This is a genomic window from Bacteroides caecimuris (assembly GCF_001688725.2).
GTDB classification, from domain to species: Bacteria; Bacteroidota; Bacteroidia; order Bacteroidales; family Bacteroidaceae; genus Bacteroides; species Bacteroides caecimuris.
The window spans coordinates 2598145-2624081 of the sequence record NZ_CP015401.2 but is presented as its reverse complement, the minus strand read 5'-3'; the positions used below and the strand labels follow the sequence as shown (position 1 = coordinate 2624081).

Below are 25937 nucleotides of genomic sequence, written 5' to 3'. Positions count from 1 at the left end.
CTTAATAAAAAATACGATTATGATTTCAGAAAAATTACAGAATGCAATTAACGAACAGATTACTGCTGAAATGTGGTCCGCTAACCTGTATCTGGCAATGTCTTTCTACTTTGAGAAAGAAGGTTTCAGCGGTTTTGCTCATTGGATGAAAAAGCAATCCCAAGAAGAGATGGGACATGCTTATGCTATGGCAGATTATGTTATCAAACGTGGAGGTACTGCAAAAGTGGATAAAATAGATGTGGTACCTAACGGATGGGGTACACCTCTTGAAGTATTCGAACACGTTTACAAACATGAATGTCATGTTTCTCAATTGATAGATAAGCTGGTAGACGTGGCTGCTGCTGAAAAAGACAAGGCTACTCAAGATTTCCTGTGGGGATTCGTTCGCGAACAGGTAGAAGAAGAGGCTACCGCACAGGGTATTGTTGATAAACTCAAGAAAGTCGGTGATGCAGGAATCTTCTTTGTTGACTCGCAATTGGGACAACGTTGATGATGGATTGAGAATATCTTAAAGATATATATAATCAGAGCTGTCGGGAAGTGTTTTCTGACAGCTTTTTTTGTCTTTTCTCCATCGCTCCCAAGTAAATCTCCAGTGAGCGGGTGGAAATCTGTATTTCGCGGAAAGATACGCCAAGAGAGGCGATAAGCAACAACAAAGCCACTCCGAACACATAGGCAGAGAGCAGTTGCAACCCGATATAGATAAAAAACATGCTGACTACACAGAGGAACAGGCTTGCAATTCCCAGCCCTTGCATGGTGCGCGTGAGATTCAACCGTTTCCGTAAGTTTTCGATTTGCGCTACGGTGATATCCGTAGGATTCTCCATATAGCGGTCACGTAGTTGACGTACGAGCTGCGCATATGATAAAAAACGATTGGTGTAAGCTAGTAAAATCAGAGAAACTGCCGAGAAAAGCAGGGCGGGAGTAGTGAGAGTCAGTTCTTCCATAAGTAAATTAAAAATCTTCCGTTGTTATATTGCCGCAATCTTATGCTTACAATACTAACAACGGAAGACATGAAAATGTTTTACTTAAGTACGCCGAGTTCTTTACCTACTTTGATAAAGGCAGCGATACATTTGTCGAGATGTTCCTTCTCGTGTCCTGCGGAGATTTGTACGCGGATGCGTGCCTGGTCTTTCGGCACTACCGGATAGTAGAAACCTGTCACATAGATACCTTCTTCCTGCATACGTGCGGCATAAATCTGCGATAACTTCGCGTCATACAGCATTACGGCACAGATAGCACTCTGAGTCGGCTTGATGTCGAATCCCGCAGCCGTCATCTTGTCGCGGAAATAATTTACGTTTTCAACGAGCTTGTCATGCAGTGCATTGCTCTCTTTCAGCATCTTGAATACCTCAAGGCTTGCACCGATAATTCCCGGAGCCAATGAGTTGGAGAACAGGTATGGACGGCTGCGTTGGCGCAGCAAATCAATAATCTCCTTCCGGCCGGTAGTAAATCCGCCCAATGCACCACCGAAAGCCTTGCCTAATGTACCGGTATAAATATCCACACGTCCGTGAGTCTTGTATAGTTCGCTTACGCCATGTCCCGTAGCGCCTACCACACCGGCAGAGTGAGACTCGTCCACCATTACCAACGCGTCATACTTTTCGGCGAGGTCACAAATCTGGTCCATCGGAGCAACGTTACCGTCCATAGAGAACACACCGTCGGTCACGATAATGCGGAAACGTTGTGCCTGTGCCTCTTGCAGGCATCTTTCCAAGTCCTTCATGTCGGCGTTAGCATAACGGTAACGTTTAGCCTTGCAAAGACGTACCCCGTCAATGATAGAAGCATGGTTCAGAGCGTCCGAAATAATGGCATCCTCTTCGGTGAAAAGCGGTTCGAATACCCCGCCGTTCGCGTCGAAGCAGGCAGCATACAGAATCGTATCTTCCGTTTGGAAATAATCGGAGATAGCGGCTTCCAGTTCCTTGTGTATATCTTGTGTTCCACAGATGAAACGGACAGACGACATACCGTATCCGCGTCGGTTCATCATTTCTTGGGACGCCTTAATCAGTCGTGGGTGATTGGACAGTCCCAGATAATTGTTAGCGCAGAAGTTCAGCACTTCTTTGCCTTTTACAGTGATGGCAGCTTGCTGCGCACTTTCAATCAGTCGTTCTTCTTTGTAAAGCCCGGCTTCCTTGATTTCAGCCAATGTTTGGCTGAGGAATTCTTTCATTTTACCGTACATAGTGTTTGGGTGATTAAGTTATATTGCAAAGGACACAATTTTTCTTGGAATAACAATGTCTTTTTGATTAAAATCTGAAAAAAAAGTGCTTACTTTGTGCACTATTTAAGCTTGATATTCTAAGTCAGAAGAAAAAATGGAACACATTTTGATTATTGGAGCTACCGGACAGATAGGGTCGGAGCTAACGATGGAGCTACGTAAACGTTACGGAAATGCAAATGTAGTAGCAGGTTATATTCCAGGTGCAGAACCTAAAGGGGAATTGAAGGAATCCGGACCGTCGGCAATTGCTGATGTAACGGATGGAGAGGCGATTGCATCTGTGGTAAAAGAGTACCACATTGATACAATTTATAATTTGGCTGCTCTGCTGTCTGTTGTTGCCGAGTCTAAACCTAAGCTGGCCTGGAAAATAGGCATCGATGGATTATGGAATGTGCTGGAGGTAGCACGCGAACAAGGATGTGCAGTGTTTACTCCGAGTTCTATTGGTTCGTTTGGCGCCAGTACGCCTCATACAAAAACACCGCAGGACACTATTCAGCGTCCGCGTACCATGTATGGAGTCACCAAGGTAACGACTGAGTTGCTAAGTGATTACTATTTTAATAAATACGGTGTCGATACCCGTGCTGTCCGTTTTCCGGGCATTATTTCGAATGTGACTCCTCCGGGAGGAGGTACGACCGATTATGCTGTCGATATTTATTACTCGGCGGTGAAAGGAGAAAAATTTGTGTGCCCTATTAAGCAAGGCACTCTGATGGATATGATGTACATGCCGGATGCGTTGAATGCAGCAATTACGCTGATGGAAGCTGATCCGACAAGATTGATACACCGCAATGCTTTCAATATCGCCTCTATGAGTTTCGACCCGGAGACGATCTATCAGGCTATCAGGAAGCATGTACCGCAGTTTGAGATGATCTATGATATAGATCCTTTGAAACAGCGCATAGCCGATAGTTGGCCCGATAGTTTGGATGACACCTGCGCTCGTGAAGAGTGGGGCTGGAAGCCGGCCTACGATTTGGAAAGCATGACGGTAGATATGCTTGAAAAGTTAAGAGAGAAACTAAAATAATGAAAAAACTAATTGTAGGGGTCATGTTGCTCGGTATACTGGGCGCTTGTGGAAACAAGAAAACACACATTGACCCCTTCGCATCTATCACAAAAGAAGTGGATTCTATCCGGCAGGTAGCCGATTCTATTCACTGTGATGAATCGCCGGAAGATCCGCAACCTATACAGGCAGATGAATCTTTCGATGATTTTATCTACAATTTTGCTTCCGATGATGTGTTGCAGCGTCAGCGCGTGAAATTTCCGTTGCCTTACTACAATGGGGATAAAAAAACGAATATTGAGGAGCGTAATTGGAAGCATGATGACTTGTTTACCAAACAGTATTATTATACGCTTCTGTTTGATAGAGAGGAAGATATGGATTTAGTAGGAGACACCTCTCTCACTTCCGTACAGGTAGAATGGGTGTTTGTGAAAACACGAATGGTGAAGAAATACTATTTTGAGCGTATCAAAGGTGCATGGATACTGGAGGCAATTAATCTGCGTCCCATTAAGCAAAATGATAATGAAAATTTCGTGGAGTTTTTCGGACACTTTGCCGCAGATAGCCTTTTTCAAAGTAAGCGTGTGTGTGAGCCTCTGGCTTTTATAACCACCGATCCGGATGATGATTTTTCTATTCTGGAGACCACTCTAGACCTTAATCAGTGGTTCGCTTTTAAACCGGGACTTCCTGCCGATCGTCTTTCTAATATCAATTACGGACAACGGAATGACGATGATTCACCAACGAAAATCCTGGCGTTGAAAGGTATCGGTAATGGTTTTTCCAATATCCTCTATTTCCGTCGCAAAGCCGGAGAATGGGAATTGTATAAGTTTGAAGATACAAGCATTTGATGCAAGTTGTATACACGATAGCAAATAGCCTTGCAGTTAATGATAATAATTGTGTTTGTCGGCTTATAACGAATAACGATATAACTTATAATTAAAAATATATGTATTCTCTTTTACCCTACAACACATTCGGTATAGATGTCAATGCCGATCGTTTTTTAGAGTACACTTCGGTTGAAGAACTGAAGAAGCTGATTGCGCAAGGTGCCATTACGACACCTTTTTTGCATATTGGTGGTGGCAGTAACTTGTTGTTTACCAAAGATTACGATGGGCTGATATTACATTCCCGCATTGAAGGAATCGAAGTGACGGAAGAAGATGCTCGCTCTGTATCAGTGCGAGTGGGAGCAGGGGTAGTATGGGATGACTTTGTGGCCTATTGTGTAGAGCACGGATGGTATGGAGCGGAGAACCTGTCGCTGATTCCCGGTGAGGTAGGGGCAAGTGCGGTGCAGAATATCGGAGCCTATGGCGTTGAGGTAAAAGATCTGATAACCGCTGTGGAAACGGTGAACATTCAAGCTGAAGAACGCGTTTATTCAGTTGATGAATGTGGATATACCTACCGCGACAGCATCTTCAAACGTCCGGAAAATAAATCGGCTTTTGTTACTTATGTCCGTTTTCGGCTAAGTAAAGAAGAGTATTATACGTTGGATTATGGTACCATTCGGCAGGAACTTGAAAAATATCCGGCACTGACACTACCTGTTGTGCGTAAGGTGATTATTGGTATTCGCGAGAGCAAGTTGCCCGATCCGAAAGTGATGGGTAATGCCGGCAGTTTCTTTATGAACCCTATTGTGTCGAAAGAAAAGCTGGAAGCCTTGCAACAAGAATATCCCCACATGCCCTATTATGAACTGGCTAACGGTCGCGTCAAGATTCCGGCAGGGTGGATGATTGATCAGTGCGGCTGGAAGGGAAAAGCCTTGGGTCCGGCTGCCGTGCATGATAAACAAGCACTGGTACTGGTGAATCGTGGCGGAGCAAAAGGTAGTGATATCATTGCGCTATCAGATGCAGTCCGTGCCTCTGTTCGTGAGAAGTTCGGCATTGATATTCATCCGGAAGTCAACTTTATAAATTGAGAATAAACAAGTGAAAGTAAGAATTATAGGAAGTGGAACATCGACAGGAGTGCCTCAAATCGGCTGTACATGTTCGGTGTGTACTTCCTCCGATCCGAAGGATAATCGATCGCGTGCATCTGCTATTGTGGAGACCGATGACGCGCGGATTTTGATAGATTGTGGTCCTGATTTTCGGGCACAGGTATTGCATCTTCCTTTTGAGAGGATAGATGGTGTACTCATTACGCACGAACATTATGACCATGTAGGCGGATTAGACGATTTACGTCCGTTTTGCCGGTTTGGTTCCGTGCCTATTTATGCGGAAGACTATGTAGCACGCGGATTTCGTTTGCGTATGCCTTATTGCTTTGTGGATCGTCGTTATCCGGGTGTTCCCGATATTCCTTTACAGGAAATTTCGGTAGGACACTCCTTTCCTATAAATCATACAAAAGTGCTTCCTCTGCGTGTGATGCATGGTCGACTGCCGATTCTGGGGTATCGTATCGGGCAGTTGGGGTATATCACCGATATGTTGACCATGCCCGAAGAATCCTATGAACAATTGGCAGGCATAGATGTTTTGGTAATGAATGCACTTCGCGTCGCCTCGCATCCTACTCACCAAAATTTGGAAGAAGCATTGACGGTGGCGCAGCGTATTCAGGCAAAGGAGACATACTTTATACACATGAGCCATGATATGGGCTTGCATGCGGAAGTGGAAAAGAGTCTTCCGGAAAATATTCACCTGGCATTCGACGGATTGGATATCTATCTTTGATTATTGGTGAATTTTTTAGTAAAAGTTTTGTTTTCTTTGTAGAAATTATTATTTTTGCACCTAGCCGATAAACAGCGAATATTATGAAACTTCGTACGATAGTGAAAATAGCGATCACGTCTTCTGTTGTACTTTTGTGCTCAGGTTTCGCATTGTACTCTTTTTTTAGACTGTCGGTGGCTGAAGGACATAAAGATTTTAATCTTTATGAACTAGTGCCGTCTACAACTTCAGCAGTATTCGTTACTGATGACGTGCTTGAATTTGTAGCAGAGGTCGATGAGCTGACTTGTAGTAAAAATCAGCAATATCTTCATGTATCCAAACTTTTTTCTTATCTGAAACAGGGCCTTTATGCCCTTTCGGAGGATACTCCCCACGGTTTGAGCCGGCAAATGAATCAAATGATGATTGGTTTCCACGAACCGGATAACGAACGTAACCAAGTACTCTATTGCAGATTGGGCCATGGAGATAAGGAGTTGGTAAACAGGTTTGTGCGCAAATATATATCCTCACTTTATCCGCCGAAAACATTTATTTACAAAGGAGAAGAAATTGTCATTTATCCGATGGCGGACGGTGATTTTCTTGCCTGCTATCTGACATCCGATTTTATGGCATTGAGCTTTCAGAAAAAACTGATTGAAAACGTTATTGATACATATAAACGTGGAAAATCGTTGGCTGATGATTCTACCTTTACAGGAATACGTGCTCCCAAGAAAAGTGCGGCGGTTGCTACAGTCTATACCCGTATGAAAGGGATGATGGGATGGACGGAATTTGACATGAAGATGAAAGATGATTTCATCTATTTCTCCGGCATCACTCACGATGCAGACACTTGCTTTGCGTTTATAAACCAGCTTCGCCAGCAGCAATCCGTCAAGGGATTTCCGGGAGAAGTGTTGCCATCTACTGCTTTCTATTTCAGCCGGCAAGGGATTGCGGACTGGGTGTCTCTGCTTTCTTATGGAAATACGCAGGAACAGAGTGTGGCTGCCCGCACGAGCGAAGTCCAAAATAGGGATGAAGAGTTTTCACGCTATCTGATAGAAAATGCTGGGCAGGATTTGGTTGCCTGTCTCTTTCAGCGTGAAGATACTTTGCAGGGTGCAGCGGCAGTCTTGAGCCTGTCGGTGGCAGATATAACGGAAGCCGAGCGAATGCTTCGTGCCCTTGTTGATGCAGCTCCGGCGGACGAAGGAAGAAGAAATCCGCGTATAACTTTTTGTTATACTGTAAATAAAGCATATCCTATCTATCGGTTGCCTCAAACAACGTTGTTTGAACAACTAACCAGTTTTGCGGAACCAACCTTGGATGTATATGCAGCCTTCTATGGCGGGCGCTTGTTGCTCGCTCCTGATGCGGATGCTCTCGCGCATTATATCCGCCAGCTGGATAAAGGTGAGGTGCTCGATGGAGCGATGGCCTATCAGACAGGCATGGATCATTTGTCCGATTCCTATCATTTTATGCTGATGGCGGATTTCGACCACATATTCCAACAATCAGAAAATCACGTTCGTTTGGTACCGGATTTCTTTCTGCGCAACGCCGACTTCTTCCGTCATTTCACTCTCTTTGTTCAGTTTGCCTGTACAGACGGAATGGTATATCCTACTATTGTTTTGAAATATAAATCAGAATAAAAAATCATCGTTTGTCTGCGATCATTTTTCTGAAAACCTCCATAGCTTTTGGCTGGATTATCCATAAACTTTGCCTGCTTCCTCCATACATTTTCAAGATGCTGTTTATCGTTTTTTTTGCTCCATTGACCCATGCTTTTTGGTGTGCGTTCTGCTTTTGGAGAAACGCCTTTTTGTTTTTTTTCTTTTTGCGTTTTTGCCGTTTTTATATGTGTGCTTATAATAGTCATATAGCCAGCTTGTTATGAGCGATTTTAACATTTGAATCTGTAAAATATACAGAAAAATTCACGGAAAATACGTAAAATATACAGAAAAATTCATCCCCCATTATAAACAAAGAAATAAATAAAAAAAATTCTTCTTCTGAAGATGAAAAAGAAGAAGAAAAAGATTTGTTTTTTTTCGGGAGAAAAGGAGATAAAAAAACTCCCGATGGAGTTTAATCCTATCGGGAGTTTTTTTATGCTTATTCGTCGAACGAATGACTTTCGGTTTAGAATGGCAGGTCGTCTTTGGCATCGCCCGGAGTAAATTCCGGCATAGCCGATGGAGCTGGAGGAGGAACGGGAGAACCGGAAGCCATTGGAGCACCTGTGTTAACACGCTCTACTTTCCATGCGCGGATACTATTGAACCAGCGATCATTCCACTGACGGGCGTCAACGTCGAATGATACAGTCAATTCTTCGCCCATTTGAATGTTGAACTGCTCGATTTTGTCTGCGCCAAATACGTCGAAGCACATTTTGCGCGGATATTGGTCGTGGTTTTCGATAACGTACTCTTGTGATTTCCACTCGTTGCCGCTAGTTTTTGAGACTCCGCCTCTCGGGGGGAGGATAGCGATGATTTTTCCTGTAAATTCCATTGCGATAATTTTAAATTCTGCGGCGAAGTTACAATTTTTTAGTAATATCCCTCGCACAATACCTGTTTTTTCTTTTGTTTTTATTGGGCAGCCCCAATCTTTTTTCGTAACTTTGTGCGATAGAACATTTAAAACTTAAATACACGAAAATATATGAAATTTATCGTTTCAAGTACTGCTCTTTCCAGCCATTTACAGGCCATCAGCCGTGTTATTAATTCAAAAAATGCGCTGCCAATTCTCGATTGTTTCCTCTTCGAATTGGAAGACGGAACTTTATCTGTGACTGTATCCGACAGTGAAACAACGATGGTGACTACCGTAGAAGTGAATGAGAGCGATACGAACGGGCGTTTTGCCGTAGTAGCGAAAACATTGCTTGACGCACTGAAAGAAATTCCGGAGCAACCACTCACATTCGATATCAATCCGGATAATTATGAAATAACGGTGCAGTACCAGAACGGAAAATACAGCCTGATGGGGCAGAATGCGGATGAATTCCCGCAATCGGCTACACTGGGGGATAATGCTGTCCGCGTAGAAATGGAAGCAAGCGTACTTCTGGGAGGTATCAACCGTTCGGTGTTTGCTACTGCCGATGATGAACTTCGTCCGGTGATGAACGGTATTTATTTCGATATTACAACAGAAGACATTACAATGGTTGCTTCGGACGGTCATAAACTGGTGCGTTGCAAAACGTTGGCAGCCAAAGGCAACGAGCGTGCAGCCTTCATCCTTCCGAAGAAACCGGCTACATTGCTAAAGAATCTTTTGCCGAAAGAACAAGGCACAGTGACCATCGAATTTGACGAACGCAACGCTGTATTCATGCTCGAAAGCTACCGGATGGTTTGCCGCCTGATTGAAGGACGTTACCCGAACTACAACTCGGTAATTCCGCAAAACAACCCGCACAAAGTAACCGTAGACCGCCAACAGTTGGTAGGAGCTTTGCGCCGTGTGTCTATCTTCTCGTCACAAGCCAGCAGTTTGATTAAACTTCGTATGCAGGAAAACCAGATTGTGATTTCCGCACAAGATATTGATTTCTCTACTTCTGCCGAAGAAACACAAGTTTGCCAGTATGCAGGTGCTGCAATGAGCATCGGTTTCAAATCGACATTCCTCATCGACATACTGAACAATATTTCGGCAGATGAAGTAGTCATCGAACTTGCAGATCCTTCACGTGCCGGAGTAATCATCCCGGTAGAGCAGGAAGAAAACGAAGATCTGCTGATGTTGCTGATGCCGATGATGCTAAATGATTAATGTTAATTCACCACAGAGGACGCAGAGGACACAGAGGATAAATTTGAATATTTATTAAATAACCCTCTGTGTCCTCTGCGTCCTCTGTGGTGACTCAATAAAATAAACAGAAATGAAATTAAACCTGAAAAACCCCATTGTTTTCTTTGATTTAGAAACAACAGGAACCAATATCAACACAGACCGAATTGTTGAAATCTGCTATCTGAAAGTATATCCGAATGGAAATGAAGAAGCGAAGACATTACGTATCAATCCTGAAATGCATATTCCGGAAGCATCCTCTGCTATACATGGCATTTATGATGCCGACGTGGCAGATTGTCCTACTTTTAAAGAAGTAGCGAAAAACATAGCCCGAGACATTGAAGGTTGCGATTTGGCAGGATTTAATTCCAACCGTTTTGATATTCCTGTTCTTGCCGAAGAGTTTCTTCGTGTCGGAGTGGATATTGATATGACAAAACGTAAATTTGTAGACGTACAGGTCATCTTCCACAAAATGGAACAACGCACCCTGTCTGCTGCCTACAAGTTCTATTGCGACAAGAATCTGGAAGACGCGCACACTGCCGAAGCAGATACACGGGCTACGTACGAAGTGCTGAAAGCACAGCTCGACCGTTATTCCGATCTTCAGAATGATATTGCGTTCCTGGCAGATTATTCAAGCTTCAGCAAGAATGTCGATTTTGCCGGACGCATGGTGTACGATGATAACGGAGTAGAAGTGTTCAACTTCGGAAAATATAAGGGAATGTCTGTAGCCGAGGTTTTGAAGAAAGATCCCGGATACTACAGTTGGATTTTGAATAGTGACTTCACGCTGAACACCAAGGCGGTATTGACAAAAATCCGCTTGCGTGAAATGAGTAATTTGATTACAAAATAATGCTAAAAGGAAAGAAAATAATTCTTGGAATTACCGGCAGTATTGCCGCGTACAAGGCTTGCTATATCATTCGTGGGCTGATAAAGCAAGGAGCGGAAGTGCAGGTCGTCATTACTCCGGCGGGAAAAGAATTTATTACTCCCATCACTCTTTCGGCGTTGACCAGCAAACCGGTCATCAGTGAGTTTTTTGCCCAACGTGACGGAACGTGGAACAGCCACGTCGATCTCGGTTTATGGGCGGATGCCGTATTGATTGCGCCGGCCACTGCCTCTACCATCGGTAAAATGGCCAACGGAATAGCCGACAATATGCTGATAACCACTTATCTTTCGGCAAAAGCTCCCGTGTTTGTTGCTCCGGCAATGGACCTCGATATGTTTGCTCATCCTGCCACCCAGAAAAATCTGGATATTCTGCGTTCATACGGTAATCATATTATCGAGCCGGGGACAGGAGAACTAGCCAGCCATCTGGTAGGGAAGGGGCGAATGGAAGAGCCGGAGAATATCATCCGGGTATTGGATGAATTCTTTGCTTCGAGCGGCGAACTGTCCGGAAAGAAAGTGATGATTACCGCCGGACCGACTTACGAAAAGATTGACCCGGTGCGTTTCATCGGCAATTATTCGTCCGGAAAGATGGGATTCGCGTTGGCAGAAGAATGTGCCCGTCGTGGAGCGCAAGTGACCTTGATTACAGGCCCTGTGCAACTCAAAACGCAACATTCTGGCATCATCCGTGTCGATGTCGAATCAGCTGAAGAGATGTACAAAGCAGCACAGGCTCATTTCCCGGATGCTGATGCCGGTATTCTTTGTGCGGCAGTAGCCGACTATCGTCCGGTAACAGTAGCCGATAAGAAGATTAAGCGGGAAAAAGAAGAAGAACTGACCCTGCATCTTCGGGCAACACAAGATATTGCTGCCTCTTTGGGAGCCATAAAAAGAAAACAACAATGCTTGGTTGGCTTTGCGCTCGAAACCAATAATGAGCAGCAGAATGCCGAAGGAAAGCTCGAACGCAAGAACTTCGATTTTATCGTGCTCAACTCGTTGAATGATGCTGGAGCCGGTTTCCGCCATGATACCAATAAGATAAGTATAATCGACAGGAAAGGTCGTACAGACTATCCTTTGAAGTCGAAAACGGAAGTAGCTCAAGACATCATTGATCGTCTGGTAGCCGCCCTGTCTCCCAATTTTTAATTTTCAAATTTTAATTTTTAATTAGTTTGTTACGTTCACTATACATTCAGAATTACGCGTTGATAGAAAAACTGGATATCAGTTTTGAAACAGGCTTTTCCGTTATAACAGGTGAAACGGGAGCCGGGAAATCAATTATTCTGGGAGCTATCGGACTCCTGCTGGGGCAGCGTGCCGATGTGAAAGCGATTCGTCGCGGAGCTTCCAAATGTATTATAGAGGCACGGTTCGATATTGCTGCCTACGGTATGCGTCCGTTTTTTGAAGAAAACGAATTGGAATATGATGAAGAGTGTATTTTGCGCCGTGAGGTACAGGCTTCCGGCAAAAGCAGGGCATTCATCAACGATACTCCCGCTTCACTGGCACAGATGAAAGAGCTGGGCGAACAGTTGATAGATGTACATTCTCAACATCAGAATCTGTTACTTAATAAAGAAGGATTCCAGTTGAACGTGCTTGATCTTTTGGCGCATAATGATGCAGCATTGGAGAAATACCATCTGCGTTATGGCGAATGGAAGCAGACAGAACGCGAATTGGCCGAATTAATGTCATTGGCAGAAAAAAGCCGTTCCGATGAAGATTATATCCGTTTCCAACTCGAGCAGCTCGAAGAGGCCCATCTTGTAGAAGGGGAGCAGGAGGAACTGGAGCAGGAAGCCGAAACACTAAGTCATGCAGAGGAAATTAAAGCCGGACTTTACCGGGTCGAACAGTCATTTGCCTCGGATGAAGGCGGATTGCTTTCTTACCTGAAAGATAGTCTGAATACGCTGAATAGCTTGCAAAGAGTCTATCAGCCTGCTAAGGAACTTACCGAACGTATGGAGAGCGCCTATATCGAATTGAAAGATATTTCGCACGAAGTTTCTTCGCAAAGTGATTCCGTTGAATTTAATCCGGTCCGCCTGGAAGAAGTGAACGAACGGCTGAATCTGATTTATTCCCTGCAACAGAAACATCGGGTACAGACTCTTGACGAGTTGATAGCGTTGACGGATGAATATCGTAGCAAATTGTCCGACATCACTTCATACGATGAGCGTATTGCCGAGCTGACCGTTCGTAAAGAGGAACAATATAAGCAAGTGAAACAACAAGCAGAACTGCTCACCAAAGCCCGTACGAAAGCTGCGCGTGAAGTAGAAAAGCAATTGGCAGCCCGCTTGATTCCGTTGGGCATGCCGAATGTTCGTTTCCAGATCGAAATGGGACTGAAGAAAGAACCGGGATTGCATGGAGAAGATACAGTCAACTTCCTGTTTTCTGCCAATAAGAACGGCACCTTGCAGAATATCTCGTCCGTAGCTTCGGGAGGTGAAATTGCCCGCGTCATGCTTTCTATCAAAGCATTGATTGCCGGAGCCGTGAAACTGCCGACTATCGTATTTGATGAAATAGATACCGGAGTCTCCGGTGAAATAGCCGACCGCATGGCGGACATGATGCAGGAAATGGGCGACCGGAACCGTCAGGTAATCAGCATCACCCACTTGCCGCAGATTGCAGCCCGCGGACGTGCACATTATAAAGTATATAAGAAAGACAGCGATACGGAAACCAACAGTCACATCCGCCGTCTCACCGATGAAGAACGAGTAGAGGAAATAGCTCACATGCTTAGTGGCGCCACTCTGACCGAGGCCGCCCTTAGCAATGCCAAATCCCTGCTTACCGCTAAGTAATTAATGGCTAAATTGATTCATTCAAAATAGTTGAGGTAGTGAATTGTTAAGCGGTAACTGATAAGTAGTAAATTGTAAATAGTAAAATAGTAAATCAAATAGATGTTGGATAAAAGTGAAATGATATTCGGTGTTCGTGCCGTGATAGAAGCCATTCAGGCAGGTAAAGAAATTGATAAAATTCTGGTAAAGAAAGACATTCAGAGTGATCTTTCCAAAGAACTGTTTGCTGCTTTGAAAGGGCTGCTGATACCGGTTCAGCGTGTTCCGGTGGAACGTATCAACCGCATTACCCGGAAAAATCATCAGGGAGTGGTTGCTTTCATTTCTTCTGTGACTTATCAGAAAACGGAAGATCTTGTTCCTTTCCTGTTCGAACAAGGGAAAAATCCGTTTTTTGTTATGCTCGACGGAGTGACCGATGTACGTAATTTCGGAGCCATTGCCCGTACCTGCGAATGTGCAGCTGTCGATGCAGTGATTATTCCGGCCCGCGGGAGTGCGTCTGTCAATGCTGATGCCGTGAAAACATCGGCAGGAGCGCTGCACACGCTGCCTGTGTGTCGTGAACAGAACCTTCGTTCAACGCTGCAATATCTGAAAGACAGTGGTTTCCGCATTGTAGCTGCTACCGAAAAAGGAGATTATGACTACACAAAAGCCGATTATACAGGACCGCTGTGCATCATCATGGGAGCGGAAGATACAGGAGTTTCTTATGATAACCTTGCGCTCTGCGACGAATGGGTGAAAATCCCGATGCTGGGCACTATCGAATCTTTGAATGTTTCCGTGGCTGCCGGTATCCTGGTTTACGAAGCTGTGAAACAAAGAAATAATGACTGATATGAAGAAGATTTTAATCCTACCTTTGCTGCTTTTCTTCCTGATACAGGGAAGCATGGCGCAAACTCCCAAATGGGTAGAGAAGGCAAAACGTGCAGTCTTCTCTGTGGTGACTTATGATAAGAATGATAAAATGCTGAATACCGGAAACGGATTTTTTGTGTCTGAAGACGGATTGGCTTTATCAGATTATACGCTTTTTAAAGGAGCCGAACGTGCGGTGGTAATCACTGCCGAAGGCAAGCAGATGCCGGTTAGCTTGATACTTGGGGCGAATGATATGTATGATGTCGTTAAGTTCCGTGTGGCTATCACCGAGAAGAAAGTGCCTGCGCTGATGGTGGCTAAAACAGCTCCGGCAGTGGGAGCCGATGCGTGGATGCTTCCTTATTCTACACAAAAAAGTATCGCTTGCGTTACTGGTAAGGTGAAAGATGTTTCCAAAGTAGCCGGAGAGTATCATTACTATACATTAGGTATGCAGATGAAAGATAAAATGGTGAGCTGTCCGGTGGTGAATGCCGAAGGTCAGGTGTTTGGTATTGCGCAGAAATCATCCGGCGTCGATACGGTGACTACTTGCTATGCCGCAGGAGCAGCTTTTGCCATGTCGCAGAAAATCAGTGCTCTTTCTTTGGGAGACGCTGCTTTGAAAAAGATTGGCATCCGGAAAGGTCTGCCTGAAACGGAAGACCAAGCATTAGTGTACTTGTTTATGGCATCTTCGAGCCTGTCGGGCGACGATTACGAAAAGCTGTTGGATGATTTTATCCGTCAGTTTCCTGCCAATGCGGATGGCTATCTTCGTCGTGCCAATTATTATGCAGCTAAAGGTAAAGACGATCAGACTTGGTATGATAAAGCAGTTGCCGACTTTAATCAAGCTTTGAAAGTGGCCCAGAAAAAAGATGATGTATATTATAATATAGGTAAGCTGATATATGCTTATCAATTGTCGAAGCCGGAAAAAACGTATAAAAACTGGACGTATGACACTGCTTTGCAGAATGTTCGTCAGGCAATCGCTATTGATCCGCTGCCTATTTATATTCAAATGGAAGGCGATATACTGTTTGCCCAGCAAGATTATGCCGGTGCTTTGGCAGCTTATGAAAAGGTAAATGCCAGCAACATTGCTTCTCCGGCCACTTTCTTTAGTGCTGCCAAGACGAAGGAACTGGCGAAAGGTGACCCGAAAGAAGTCGTAGCTTTAATGGATAGTTGTATTGCCCGCTGCCCGCAACCGATCACAGCAGATTTTGCTCCATATCTGTTGGAACGTGCGCAGATGAACATGAATGCCGGCCAACCACGCAATGCGATGCTCGATTATGATGCTTATCATACGGCAGTCAAAGGAGAAGTGAACGACGTATTCTATTACTATCGCGAACAGGCCGCTTTGAAAGCACGCCAATTCCAACGTGCCTTGGACGACATAGCTAAAGCAGTCGAAATGAATCCGACAGACCTGACCTATCAGGCGGAGCATGCAGTGGTAAACCTGCGTGTAGGACGTTATGAAGAAGCTATTCAGATTTTGAATAATATACTGAAGGCTGATCCTAAATATGCCGAGGCTTACCGCTTGCTGGGGCTTTGCCAGATACAGTTGAAGAAAACAGATGAAGCTTGCGGCAACTTTAAGAAAGCGAAAGAACTGGGTGATCCGAATGTCGATGAGTTGATTACCAAATACTGCAAGTAAATTTATGAAATCACCCATACTACAACGATCTGTAGTATGGGTGATTTGTTTACTCCTTATTCTTAAAATGAATCCCTGCCAACTTGAAAATTGGCAGGGATTCTTCATTCTTGGGGATCTTGTCTAAAAACTCTCTCTCTTTTATTTTTCCCCACTTCACTTGTTAAGCTCAGGTTATAGATTTTAATGATATATGGTTTGATTTCCTTTTTCCTCTTTTATAAGTTAAATGCACGGTTATTGAAAATACTGCATGGCTTCACTTATTTTTTTTAGAAATTATTCGATTTTCCATCTGGCACAGTGACTAAATTTAAAATTGTGATTCATTTTATCTATAATCTTACTATATTCCGCACGTTTTTTTAATAACACTTATGAGATAAGTTATAATTTATGGAAAAAAATCGATTTACCATTTGCGCAAACAATTACATCAATTGTTTGCGACAAGAGGGGCGTTATTCTACGGCCCACGTGTATAAACACGCTATTCGTTCTTTTTCGCGGTTTTGTGGGACCCAATCCATTACGTTTAGTAAGATAAACCGCGAAACTCTCAAGAGGTATAGCAATTATCTGTTGGCTTCCCGTTTGAAGCCTAATACGATTTCTACGTATATGCGTATGCTTCGTAGTATCTACAATCGCGGAGTCGATACGCATCAGGCTCCTTATGTACATGGCTTGTTCCGAGAGGTATTTACCGGGGTAGACACACGTCAGAAGAAAGCCATCCCGATCGGTGAACTTCACATGCTACTAAACAAAGATCCTCAATCGGAAAAACTTCGCCGGACACAGGCTATTGCCAATCTGTTATTTCAGTTTTGTGGAATGCCTTTTTCTGATTTGGCCCATCTGGAAAAATCCAATTTGAAACAAGGTCTTTTAAAGTACAATCGTCTCAAGACCGGTACTCCTATGAGTATAGAAGTGTTGGAGTCAGCGCACAATGCAATCGGGGGATTGTACAATAAAAACGATGCCCGGAGCCCAGATTATCCAGATTATCTTTTTCGAATATTAAGCGGAGCATACAAGAGAGACGAAGAGGAGGCCTATCGTGAATATCAGTCAGCCTTGAGACGTTTCAATAATGACTTGAAAAGCCTGTCCAAAAAATTAAGGATATCTTCATCCGTCACATCTTACACGCTCCGGCATTCTTGGGCTACGACTGCCAAGTACAGAGGTGTTTCTATCGAGATGATTAGCGAATCATTAGGGCACAAATCTATTAAAACAACACAGATATATTTAAAGGGTTTCGAATTGGAAGAAAGAACAAAAGTTAATAAATTGAATTATTCTTACGTATGTAGTTTTAAAATGTTCTGATTAATATTGTTAAGGCATTATAGATTAGGGATTTAATGCTGGTATTACTTCTTAGGTAACGGATAATACACATATAGGATACACATAGCAGTGTAAAAAGGAAAAAAATCGATTATGAGGGAATATAAAAGCGGATACCTAACATTCAATATAATACTTTTTTGAATTTAGGTAATAAAAATTCCTTGAGCATGAAAACGTTATTTTTCATGTTCAGATAGATTCATGTTGCATATTTTAGAGAAAAAGGAAAAAAAGAAGTTTTTTGCTTGTTTGCTATTAATATTTTTACCTATCTTTGTAGCGAATATATTTCCGTTACCTAAGAAGTAACGGAATAACATGGGGTAAAAAAATATGATTTTAACGAAGTCAAAATCAGTAAATGCCGGGCCTATAAGTGGGACAGGGGAAGGCGTAGCACACTCAAAACGTTGGTATGTGGCACTCGTTCGTATGCATCACGAGAAGAAGGTTGCCGAACGTTTGTCTAAGATGGGAATTGATTCTTTTGTTCCCGTCCAGCAGCAGATCCATCAATGGAGCGACCGTCGGAAGGTGGTTGACACCGTTTTGCTTCCCATGATGGTTTTTGTCCATGTCACTCCCAAAGAGCGTATGGAAGTCCTTAGCTTCTCCACAGTCAGCCGTTATATGGTGATGCGTGGTGAAAGCGCTCCTGCCGTTATTCCTGACGAGCAGATGGCCCGTTTCCGTTTCATGCTCGATTATTCCGAAGAAGCAGTCTGTATGAATGACACTCCATTGGCGCGTGGCGAGAAAGTCCGTGTGATCAAAGGCCCTTTGAGCGGTCTTGTCGGCGAACTCGTGACCGTCGGGGGGAAGAGTAAGATTGCCGTTCGTTTAAATATGCTTGGCTGTGCTTGTGTAGATATGCCAATCGGTTATGTAGAACCCATAAAGATTAGTAATGACGACACAAAAAAACTTTAACGTATTTTTATTTATTCTGCTGTTGGGAGTTTTCTCTCCTTTGATGGCTCAAACCATGAGCGACTCCCAGGTATTGGAGTATGTCAAAGAGGGGATCAAGCAGGGAAAAGAACAAAAGCAACTCGCCTCCGAACTGGCACGCAAAGGCGTGACCAAGGAACAGGCCATGCGTGTGAAGCAGCTCTATGAGCAACAGAACAATGTCAATGCCTCCAACGCTGCCGGTACGGATGTCAATGAATCACGCCTTCGTGAAGAGATGGACGAGAACACTTCCGATATACTGGAAGACCGTCCTGGTACTGAAGACCTTGCCCGTAGCAACCAGGTTTTCGGACGCAACATCTTCAATACCCGTAACCTGACTTTTGAACCCAGTGTCAACATCGCCACCCCTTTAAATTACCGCCTGGGTCCGGGTGATGAAGTGATCATCGACATCTGGGGAGCCAGCCAGAACACGATCCGCCAACAGATCTCCCCTGACGGCACGATCAACATCCAGAAAATCGGTCCCGTCAACCTGAGCGGTATGACTATTGCTGAAGCCAATGACTATCTCAAGCGAACATTAAACAAGATATATAATGGTCTCAATAATACGAATGACCCTACTTCTGACATCCGTCTGACTCTGGGCGGCATCCGTACTATCCAGATCAATGTGATGGGTGAAGTGGTCCAGCCGGGCACTTATTCCCTTTCTTCCTTCTCTACTGTCTTCCATGCGCTTTACCGTGCCGGAGGAGTCAGCGACATAGGCAGCCTCCGCAATGTCCAACTGGTGCGTAACGGCAAAAACATCGCCACGATCGACGTCTACCAGTTCATCATGAAAGGCAACATCCAGGATGACATCCGCCTTCAGGAAGGCGATGTGGTGATTGTTCCCGCCTATGAGGTCCTGGTCAAGATCGACGGGAAAGTGAAACGCCCGATGCGTTTCGAAATGAAGAAGGACGAGAACCTGTCCACCCTTATCAGTTACGCCGGTGGCTTTGACGCCGACGCTTACACCCGTTCACTGCGTGTGGTACGCCAAAACGGGCAGGAATATGAAGTGAACACGGTCAAAGACCTTGACTATAGTGTCTATAAAATGCGTAACGGTGATGTCGTGACCGCCGAGGCCATCCTCAACCGCTTCACTAATAAGCTTGAAATCCGTGGTGCCGTTTACCGCCCCGGCATCTACCAGCTCAACGGCAGACTGAATACGGTCCGCGAACTGGTTAACGAAGCCCAAGGCTTGACGGGTGATGCTTTCCTGAACCGTGCCGTCCTTTATCGCCAGCGTGAGGACCTCACTACTGAAGTTGTCCCTGTTGACATTAAAGCCATCATGGATGGCACTTCCCAAAATATTATCCTGACGAAAAACGACATTCTTTATATTCCGAGCATCCATGATCTGGAAGATAGGGGGGATGTTGTCATCCACGGCGAAGTGGCAAAACCGGATTCCTATTCTTACGCTGACAATATGACGCTTGAAGACCTGATTATTCAGGCAGGTGGCTTGCGTGAAGCCGCTTCTGTAGTCCGTGTGGATGTCTCTCGCAGAATCAGGAATCCCTATAGTACAGTGGATAACGATACTATCGGCCGGACATATACATTCTCCCTGAAAGAAGGCTTTGTTGTCGACGGTACACCGGGTTTTGTGCTTCAACCGTACGATGAGGTTTATGTACGCCGCAGCCCGGGCTATCAGGCCCAACAGAATGTATCAGTTGAAGGTGAAATCCTGTTCGAAGGCTCCTACGCCATGACCAGCCGTACGGAACGTCTTTCCGATTTGATCCGTAAAGCCGGCGGTTCCACCAAAAACGCCTACCTGCGCGGTGCCAAGTTGACCCGTGTCGCCACTGAGGGTGAGAAGAAACGTATGGAAGATGTGCTTCGCTTAATGAGCCGTCAGTTAGGTGAGGCTATGATGGATTCTTTGGATATTCATGTGGAAGACCATTTTACGGTGGGCATTGATTTGGAGAAAGCTTTGGCTAATCCGGGTAGCACGGCTGATATTGTCTTGCGTGAGGGTGATGTTGTCTTTATTCCCAAAAGTACCAATACGGTTAAGATCAATGGTGCTGTGATGGTTCCTAATACTGTTTCTTATATATCTGGTAAGCATATCGATTATTATTTGAATCAGGCGGGTGGTTATGCTGACAATGCGAAGAAGAGCAAGAAGTTCATCGTTTACATGAATGGTCAGGTGACTAAGGTCAAGGGTAGCGGTAAGAAGCAAATCGAGCCCGGTTGTGAGATCATTGTTCCCAGCAGATCGAAGAAGCGTACTAATATGGGTGAAATCCTGGGATACGCCACTTCTTTCAGTTCTTTGGGTATGATGATTGCCTCTCTTGCCAATTTAATCAAGAAATAACGAATACTTTATAATACCTTTATTTATTTTATGTCTACTTTGATGGAACAAGCATCTGAAAAGGAAACAAAACAGGTGTATAATAATCACAATGACGAGGAGCTTGAAATCGATTTGATGGATCTTCTTCGTAAGGTTATAGGTATTCGTAAGAAGATCTATAAAGCGGCCGGTATCGGACTGATAATTGGTGTTATTGTTGCGATAAGTATCCCTAAGCAGTATACGGTTGAAGTTACCCTTTCTCCAGAGATGGGAAGCAGTAAAGCTGGTGGTTTATCCGGTTTAGCCGCATCCTTTTTAGGCAGTGGAGTTTCTATGGGAGATGGAACCGATGCCTTGAATGCTTCCTTATCTGCTGATATTGTTTCTTCCACTCCTTTTCTACTGGAACTTTCTGTAATGGATATACCGGTAACAAAGAATGAAGTCATGACACTGAATACTTATTTAGATGAGGAATCCTCTCCTTGGTGGAGTTATATAATCGGACTCCCGGGTATGGTAATTGGCGGAGTAAAGTCCTTGTTTATTGAGGAAGATGAAATTACATCTTTTGATAAAACAAGTCAGGGTATAATTGAACTTTCAAAGAAGGAAACGGAGAAAATTGAGACTTTGAAGGAAAAGATCACTGCTTCTGTGGATAAGAAAACCTCAATGACTTCCGTTACTGCAACTTTTCAGGATTCTAAGGTTGCTGCAGTTGTTGCTGACTCTGTAGTTAAGAAGTTGCAGGAATACATTATAGATTATCGTACCTCCAAATCAAAAGAGGATTGTCTTTATCTGGAGAAATTGTTTAAAGAACGTCAACAAGAATATTATGCCGCTCAAAAGAAGTACGCCGACTATATGGACTCCCATGACAATATCATTTTGCAGAGTGTCCGTGCCGAACAGGAACGTTTGCAGAATGACATGAGTCTGGCTTACCAGGTATACAGCCAGGTTGCCAGCCAGCTTCAGGTTGCCAGGGCTAAGGTTCAGGAAGAGAAACCTGTGTTTGCTGTCGTAGAGCCTGCTGTGGTACCATTATATCCTTCGGGAACCAGTCGTAAGGTATATGTCTTAGCTTTTATTTTCCTATCAGTTTGTATTGTTATCTCTTGGAATTTATTCGGCAAAGATTTTCTGAATAAGTTCAAAGAAGCATGTGCCTAAAATCAATATTTATATGATATGGTATCAACCACTAGCCAAATCAATAAATTCATAGAATTTATTGCAGTTTTAGGAGATCTGATCATCCTGAACCTGGTTTTATTCTTGCTCCTTTTCTTTTGGGAAGAAGCCTTTGTTTCTTTGCCTTTTTCCTGCCGGGTTTCCTGGATGGTGACTTCGTTGACCCTCTGTTATCTTGCCTGTTCAGGCTCCCGCGGGAAGGTCTGGGACAGTCGTGGGATTCGTCCCGACCAACTAGTGTTGCGCGTGTTGAAGAATATAATAGCGTTTTTCATCTTTTGGGCATGTATCATGACCTTCAGTGGAATCTCTATCTATTCTCCGTTCTTCTTTGTCGCCTATTTTGCCTTCCTCTTTGTCATTTTAAGCATTTACCGTATCATCATCCGTGAGTTTATGATAGCTTATTGTGCCAAGGGCAAGCACCGTCGTTATGCCGTTTTTATAGGAGGTGGCAATAACATGCAGGTATTGTATGAAGAGATGGAGAATTCCCTGGCATCCTCGTTGTATGAGGTTGTAGGTTATTTTGACATCAACCCGAATGAGGAGCTTTCCTCACAATGTTCCTATCTGGGTAATCCCGACGGATTTTCAGATTTCATGTCCGTACATCCGGGAATCAAGCATGTTTTTTGCTCCCTGTCGATGGAGGAGGGGCGTTATAATTTCTCTATCATGAATTATTGTGAGAACCACTTGCTTTATTTTCATGGTGTCCCCAATGTCTGCAAAGGTTTTCCCCGTCGTATCTGGCATAGTATGGTTGGCAATATGCCTATCTTGAATCTGCGTTATGAGCCTTTGAGTAAGATGGAGAACCGGATATTAAAACGTCTGTTCGATATTGTTTTCTCCGGTCTTTTTCTGGTAACAGTTTTTCCTTTTGTTTATCTCATCGTAGGAAGTATCATCAAGTTGACTTCTCCCGGTCCTATATTCTTTAAGCAGATGCGTACAGGTTTGAATGGTGGGGATTTTGTGTGTTACAAATTCCGTTCAATGAAAGTGAATGATGAAGCCGACAGTAAACAGGCTACGGCTGATGATCCCCGTAAAACTCGTTTTGGGAACTTTCTTCGTCGTTCTAATATAGACGAACTTCCCCAGTTTATCAATGTCTTTAAGGGTGATATGTCGATAGTTGGTCCTCGTCCTCACATGTTGGCTCATACGGAGACTTATGCTCGTTTGATTGATAAGTATATGGTGCGGCATTTTATAAAACCTGGGGTGACAGGTTGGGCTCAAACGCATGGTTTCCGTGGTGAAACGAGGGAACTTTCCCAGATGGAGGAACGTGTGAAGGCTGATATCTGGTATATGGAGCATTGGACAATGCTGCTTGACTTATATATCATTTATAAGACTGTGGCGAATGTGATTGTGGGAGAGAAGAATGCGTATTAGAATGGATTGTATTGATTTGGTATATATAGAATTAATAAAAGAACTGAAAAATATATCTAAGTATTGAGTAGGGAAAGGCTAATCGAAATATACTGGGAAGATAGTAATTTGTTAGTTGTATAAAGGTTATTGTGGCACAAAATCAAAATAAGGTTATAGCTAAAAATACAGTTTTTTTATATATACGTATGATGTTAACAATGTTAGTGACATTATTTACATCACGTATAATATTAAATGCATTAGGTGCGGTAGATTATGGCTTGAATAATATAATCTCAGGTACTATTGTTTTATTTAGTTTTATTAATGGTTCTTTAGCTGTATCAACATCGAGGTTTCTCACTTTTGAATTGGGAAATTCGAATATTAAAAAGTTGCAGGCTATCTTTTCAACAGCTTTGTTTATTCATAGTGCTTTTGCTATGATTGTTGTGCTTTTAGGAGAAAGTATTGGTTTATACTTGATAAATTATAAACTTGTTATTCCGTCTAATAGAATATTGGCCTGTAACATAATTTTTCAATGTGCCATTTTTTCTTCTTTTTTGACTATTATTCAAGTACCTTTCAATTCATTGATAATTGCACATGAGCGGATGAAGATTTATGCATACTTAGGTCTTTCTGATGCTATATTAAAATTAGCAATTGCTTATATTATATTGAAAGCGCCATTTGATAAGTTAATAACATTAGGTATTTGTAATTGGGTAATTACATTTCTAATGTTTATGTTCTATTTTTTTTATTGTAAGAAGTTATTTAAGGAATGTGTTGTTTGCTTACATTCTGATAAACCAGCGTTAAGACAGATGCTTGGTTTCTCTTTTTGGAGTATATTTGGTTCTTTTGCTTCTTTGTTAAAAGATCAAGGGCTAAATATACTGATGAACATTTTTTTTGGACCTACAGTAAATGCAGCTAATGCAATTGCACAACAAGTAAATAGGTGTGTGATGAATTTTACGAATAATTTTACAATAGCTTTGAATCCACAAATAATAAAATCGTATTCAAGTGGAGATAATGTTAGGGTAAGATTTTTGTTGTTTGTAGGCGGGAAGGTGTCTTTTTTCTTACTCATGCTTATATCAATACCAATATTAATATATTGTCACGAAATATTGCTATTGTGGCTTAAACAGATACCAGAGTATTCGGTCTATTTAACTCAATTAGTCATTGTTGTATCTTTAGTTGAGTGTTTTGTATATACGATGGGAGCCGCAATTCAAGCTACTGGTAGGATTCGTAATTATCAAATTATAATAAGTCTTATACAAATAATTTCTTTTCCCATTTCATACGCTCTATATGCTTTGGGATATTCACCGGGAGCAGCTTTTATAGCTATTATAGTTTTAAGTTTAATAGCTATGTTTTGTCGTTTATATTTTCTTTATATTTATATTGGTATAACTGCTTTGGAATATAGTAAAAATGTAATTCTAAGGTGTTTCATTACATTTGGAATTAGTTTGATTATTCCATTATATTTGAAAATAATATTCCCTCCTACAATATTATGCCTACTTTGTATTTGTTTAGTTTCTATTATTATATCTCTTACGGTTGTTTATCTTGTAGGGCTTTCCAATGAGGAAAAGATAGCTATTATTGAAAATACTCGTAGGTTCAAATTTAGTGTTATAATCAAATTCTTGAAAATATTATCTCTTTTGTTTTTTGTGTATTTCTGTATAAGTTTGATGTCACACGATAATGGAAAGCAGGCTTTAAATGTGAAGAATGTAAATATTCATTTCTCGTATGATGATGTGTGGCAATGCCTTGACGACATAACTGTACATGAGAATGAATACAATAGTTTGTTTGAAAATTCATTCTTTGCATATTTGAGAGAAAAACATAAAAAATATGGAAGTAAGTTTACACTCTATGTTTATGAGAAAAATGACAAATTCAGAATAGACCATGTAACTGATAAATTTAAGAAAGAATTTCAAGAAAATAGCGACTGGTTAAAGTTTGCCTTTCATGCCAGTACCGCATCTATGAATATGCAATCTTTGGAAGAATTTGAGAAATCTTACAATAACGTGTGTACTAGTATAACAAAATTTGCAGGTAATAAAAGTGTTGCTCATATGGTTCAATTACATGGTTTTCAAGGTGATAGGCAGCTTTTGAACTTGTTAAAACCAAGTACTAAGGTTTTGTTGACAGCAGATGATTCTCGGTTAAGTTATGATTGTACTTCTTTGGAAGTTGATAGACTAAATTCAGATACAATCCACAAAAATGGCTTGGTTTATTGCAAAACAGATTTGAGATTTGAGAAAATATCAGACTACGCATTCTTGAATCTTGAGTGGATGAACAATTTAGTACAGAAAGATACTATTGTTGTGCTTACTCATGAATGGTTATTTAATGATTTGTTGAGTAATTATAAAATAGATAAGTTTTTAGAACTAACGAATGGAGCTATTTATATAAACTAAATAT

General features: G+C 42.6%; 22 protein-coding genes. 18 read left to right on the top strand and 4 right to left on the bottom strand.

Annotated features, from left to right (window positions below):
- The first annotated feature begins 19 nt into the window (after nt 1–19).
- A complete protein-coding gene (locus tag A4V03_RS11365; protein ID WP_065540395.1) occupies nt 20–499 on the top strand; it encodes a ferritin in 480 nt (159 codons plus the stop codon).
- Between the two features lie 34 nt (nt 500–533).
- On the opposite strand, the gene A4V03_RS11360 is transcribed toward A4V03_RS11365, so the two are convergent.
- Both A4V03_RS11360 and kbl read right to left on the bottom strand, forming a co-directional pair.
- Nucleotides 534–965, bottom strand: a complete 432-nt coding sequence (locus tag A4V03_RS11360) for a DUF2721 domain-containing protein (RefSeq protein WP_022138585.1) — start codon at nt 963–965, stop codon at nt 534–536.
- A gap of 80 nt (nt 966–1045) precedes the next feature.
- A complete protein-coding gene (gene kbl / locus A4V03_RS11355) occupies nt 1046–2233 on the bottom strand; it encodes a glycine C-acetyltransferase (protein WP_065538968.1) in 1188 nt (395 codons plus the stop codon).
- Between the two features lie 136 nt (nt 2234–2369).
- Between kbl and A4V03_RS11350 the strand changes: the two genes are divergently transcribed.
- The 5 genes from A4V03_RS11350 (at nt 2370) to A4V03_RS11330 (ending at nt 7692) form a co-directional block, all read left to right on the top strand.
- A complete protein-coding gene (locus A4V03_RS11350; RefSeq protein ID WP_065538967.1) occupies nt 2370–3323 on the top strand; it encodes an NAD-dependent epimerase/dehydratase family protein in 954 nt (317 codons plus the stop codon).
- Nucleotides 3323–4171 carry a DUF4348 domain-containing protein gene (locus A4V03_RS11345; RefSeq protein ID WP_065538966.1) on the top strand — a complete coding sequence of 283 codons (849 nt, stop codon included), beginning with the start codon at nt 3323–3325 and terminating at the stop codon, nt 4169–4171. Before A4V03_RS11350 ends, A4V03_RS11345 begins: the two co-directional genes overlap by 1 nt.
- Nucleotides 4172–4272: 101 nt before the next feature.
- Nucleotides 4273–5265, top strand: a complete 993-nt coding sequence (gene murB, locus A4V03_RS11340; RefSeq protein ID WP_065538965.1) for a UDP-N-acetylmuramate dehydrogenase — start codon at nt 4273–4275, stop codon at nt 5263–5265.
- 10 nt (nt 5266–5275) lie between these two features.
- Nucleotides 5276–6034: an MBL fold metallo-hydrolase gene (locus tag A4V03_RS11335; protein WP_065538964.1), complete on the top strand. Its 759-nt coding sequence runs from the start codon at nt 5276–5278 to the stop codon at nt 6032–6034.
- 83 nt (nt 6035–6117) lie between these two features.
- Nucleotides 6118–7692: a DUF3352 domain-containing protein gene (locus tag A4V03_RS11330; RefSeq protein ID WP_065538963.1), complete on the top strand. Its 1575-nt coding sequence runs from the start codon at nt 6118–6120 to the stop codon at nt 7690–7692.
- Here the strand turns inward: A4V03_RS11330 and A4V03_RS11325 are convergent.
- Nucleotides 7629–7922, bottom strand: a complete 294-nt coding sequence (locus A4V03_RS11325; RefSeq protein ID WP_065538962.1) for a hypothetical protein — start codon at nt 7920–7922, stop codon at nt 7629–7631. The genes A4V03_RS11330 and A4V03_RS11325 overlap by 64 nt on opposite strands.
- A 266-nt stretch (nt 7923–8188) precedes the next feature.
- Nucleotides 8189–8563 (bottom strand): DUF3127 domain-containing protein, encoded by a 375-nt coding sequence (locus A4V03_RS11320; RefSeq protein ID WP_065538961.1) that lies wholly within the window; start codon nt 8561–8563, stop codon nt 8189–8191.
- 153 nt (nt 8564–8716) lie between these two features.
- Between A4V03_RS11320 and dnaN the strand changes: the two genes are divergently transcribed.
- The 12 genes from dnaN to A4V03_RS21135 all read left to right on the top strand — a co-directional run bounded on the left by dnaN (nt 8717) and on the right by A4V03_RS21135 (nt 25933).
- On the top strand, nt 8717–9841 hold the full coding sequence (gene dnaN / locus A4V03_RS11315) for a DNA polymerase III subunit beta (protein WP_065538960.1): 1125 nt from the start codon (nt 8717–8719) through the stop codon (nt 9839–9841).
- Between the two features lie 112 nt (nt 9842–9953).
- Entirely contained in the window at nt 9954–10733 is a 780-nt protein-coding gene (locus A4V03_RS11310) for a 3'-5' exonuclease (protein ID WP_065538959.1), read from the top strand.
- A complete protein-coding gene (gene coaBC / locus A4V03_RS11305) occupies nt 10733–11941 on the top strand; it encodes a bifunctional phosphopantothenoylcysteine decarboxylase/phosphopantothenate--cysteine ligase CoaBC (protein ID WP_065538958.1) in 1209 nt (402 codons plus the stop codon). Before A4V03_RS11310 ends, coaBC begins: the two co-directional genes overlap by 1 nt.
- 26 nt (nt 11942–11967) lie before the next feature.
- Nucleotides 11968–13629, top strand: coding sequence for a DNA repair protein RecN (gene recN, locus A4V03_RS11300; protein ID WP_065538957.1), 1662 nt, complete (start codon nt 11968–11970; stop codon nt 13627–13629).
- Nucleotides 13630–13731: 102 nt separating this feature from the next.
- Nucleotides 13732–14475: a 23S rRNA (guanosine(2251)-2'-O)-methyltransferase RlmB gene (gene rlmB, locus A4V03_RS11295; RefSeq protein WP_065538956.1), complete on the top strand. Its 744-nt coding sequence runs from the start codon at nt 13732–13734 to the stop codon at nt 14473–14475.
- A gap of 1 nt (nt 14476) precedes the next feature.
- Complete coding sequence (locus A4V03_RS11290) at nt 14477–16183, top strand: serine protease (protein ID WP_065540394.1); 1707 nt, start codon at nt 14477–14479, stop codon at nt 16181–16183.
- A 396-nt stretch (nt 16184–16579) separates the two neighbouring features.
- Nucleotides 16580–17524 (top strand): tyrosine-type recombinase/integrase, encoded by a 945-nt coding sequence (locus A4V03_RS11285; RefSeq protein WP_065538955.1) that lies wholly within the window; start codon nt 16580–16582, stop codon nt 17522–17524.
- A gap of 357 nt (nt 17525–17881) precedes the next feature.
- Nucleotides 17882–18478 (top strand): UpxY family transcription antiterminator, encoded by a 597-nt coding sequence (locus A4V03_RS11280; protein WP_065538954.1) that lies wholly within the window; start codon nt 17882–17884, stop codon nt 18476–18478.
- Complete coding sequence (locus tag A4V03_RS11275) at nt 18456–20870, top strand: SLBB domain-containing protein (RefSeq protein ID WP_065538953.1); 2415 nt, start codon at nt 18456–18458, stop codon at nt 20868–20870. The genes A4V03_RS11280 and A4V03_RS11275 overlap by 23 nt, the downstream gene beginning before the upstream one ends.
- Before the next feature lie 30 nt (nt 20871–20900).
- The gene (locus tag A4V03_RS11270; RefSeq protein ID WP_065538952.1) at nt 20901–22034 is read left to right on the top strand and encodes a chain-length determining protein; all 1134 of its coding nucleotides are present in this window, start codon (nt 20901–20903) and stop codon (nt 22032–22034) included.
- Between the two features lie 18 nt (nt 22035–22052).
- Nucleotides 22053–23465, top strand: coding sequence for an undecaprenyl-phosphate glucose phosphotransferase (locus A4V03_RS11265; RefSeq protein ID WP_065538951.1), 1413 nt, complete (start codon nt 22053–22055; stop codon nt 23463–23465).
- Nucleotides 23466–23596: 131 nt separating this feature from the next.
- Complete coding sequence (locus tag A4V03_RS21135) at nt 23597–25933, top strand: lipopolysaccharide biosynthesis protein (RefSeq protein WP_065538950.1); 2337 nt, start codon at nt 23597–23599, stop codon at nt 25931–25933.
- Nucleotides 25934–25937 lie beyond the last annotated feature (4 nt).

Coding starts and splice junctions, on each gene's coding strand:
- A4V03_RS11365 (WP_065540395.1), top strand. CDS start 20: ATGATTTCAGAAAAATTACAGAATGCAATTAACGAACAGATTACTGCT.
- A4V03_RS11360 (WP_022138585.1), bottom strand. CDS start 965: ATGGAAGAACTGACTCTCACTACTCCCGCCCTGCTTTTCTCGGCAGTT.
- kbl (WP_065538968.1), bottom strand. CDS start 2,233: ATGTACGGTAAAATGAAAGAATTCCTCAGCCAAACATTGGCTGAAATC.
- A4V03_RS11350 (WP_065538967.1), top strand. CDS start 2,370: ATGGAACACATTTTGATTATTGGAGCTACCGGACAGATAGGGTCGGAG.
- A4V03_RS11345 (WP_065538966.1), top strand. CDS start 3,323: ATGAAAAAACTAATTGTAGGGGTCATGTTGCTCGGTATACTGGGCGCT.
- murB (WP_065538965.1), top strand. CDS start 4,273: ATGTATTCTCTTTTACCCTACAACACATTCGGTATAGATGTCAATGCC.
- A4V03_RS11330 (WP_065538963.1), top strand. CDS start 6,118: ATGAAACTTCGTACGATAGTGAAAATAGCGATCACGTCTTCTGTTGTA.
- A4V03_RS11325 (WP_065538962.1), bottom strand. CDS start 7,922: ATGACTATTATAAGCACACATATAAAAACGGCAAAAACGCAAAAAGAA.
- A4V03_RS11320 (WP_065538961.1), bottom strand. CDS start 8,563: ATGGAATTTACAGGAAAAATCATCGCTATCCTCCCCCCGAGAGGCGGA.
- dnaN (WP_065538960.1), top strand. CDS start 8,717: ATGAAATTTATCGTTTCAAGTACTGCTCTTTCCAGCCATTTACAGGCC.
- A4V03_RS11310 (WP_065538959.1), top strand. CDS start 9,954: ATGAAATTAAACCTGAAAAACCCCATTGTTTTCTTTGATTTAGAAACA.
- coaBC (WP_065538958.1), top strand. CDS start 10,733: ATGCTAAAAGGAAAGAAAATAATTCTTGGAATTACCGGCAGTATTGCC.
- rlmB (WP_065538956.1), top strand. CDS start 13,732: ATGTTGGATAAAAGTGAAATGATATTCGGTGTTCGTGCCGTGATAGAA.
- A4V03_RS11290 (WP_065540394.1), top strand. CDS start 14,477: ATGAAGAAGATTTTAATCCTACCTTTGCTGCTTTTCTTCCTGATACAG.
- A4V03_RS11285 (WP_065538955.1), top strand. CDS start 16,580: ATGGAAAAAAATCGATTTACCATTTGCGCAAACAATTACATCAATTGT.
- A4V03_RS11280 (WP_065538954.1), top strand. CDS start 17,882: ATGATTTTAACGAAGTCAAAATCAGTAAATGCCGGGCCTATAAGTGGG.
- A4V03_RS11275 (WP_065538953.1), top strand. CDS start 18,456: ATGACGACACAAAAAAACTTTAACGTATTTTTATTTATTCTGCTGTTG.
- A4V03_RS11270 (WP_065538952.1), top strand. CDS start 20,901: ATGTCTACTTTGATGGAACAAGCATCTGAAAAGGAAACAAAACAGGTG.
- A4V03_RS11265 (WP_065538951.1), top strand. CDS start 22,053: ATGGTATCAACCACTAGCCAAATCAATAAATTCATAGAATTTATTGCA.